Origin of the sequence: Allobosea sp. 2RAB26 (assembly GCF_052115465.1) — a bacterium.
GTDB lineage: Bacteria > Pseudomonadota > Alphaproteobacteria > Rhizobiales > Beijerinckiaceae > Allobosea.
In genome coordinates this window covers 1-447 of the sequence record NZ_JBFRGS010000092.1, presented here as the reverse complement: position 1 = coordinate 447, position 447 = coordinate 1, and the positions used below count along the sequence as shown (strand labels likewise).

Below are 447 nucleotides of genomic sequence, written 5' to 3'. Positions count from 1 at the left end.
GTTGCCGGTGCGGACGCTGTTGGTGCCATCGCCGGTGAAGATCGTGTTGTCGCCTTCGCCGCCGTCGATCCAGTCGTCGCCGGCGCCGCCGTCGAGGATGTCGTCGCCGTCCTCGCCATAGACCTGGTCATTGCCGGCGCCGCCCATGACGTGATCGTCGCCGGCATCGCCATGAACTTCGTCATTGCCGGCGCCGCCATCGACGGTGTCGTCGTCCTCGTCGCCATGGATGACGTCGTTGCCGGCATCCCCCGCGATCTGGTCGTTGCCCTCGCCGCCAGAGATCTGGTCGTTGCCGTCCCCGCCGGAGAGCTGGTCGTTGCCCTTGCCGCCGATGATGATGTCATTGCCGGCCTCGCCATAGATGATGTCGTCGCCATCCTCGCCGAAGAGCTTGTCGTCGCCGTCGCCGCCATAGATCGTGTCGTTGCCCTCGCCGCCATAGAC

Annotated in this window: 1 protein-coding gene; it reads right to left on the bottom strand. The window is 66.2% G+C overall.

What is annotated here, in order from left to right; all coding sequences use genetic code 11:
* The coding region (locus AB4118_RS34165) for a calcium-binding protein (RefSeq protein WP_441493920.1) at nt 1-447 on the bottom strand (447 nt) is incomplete at both ends.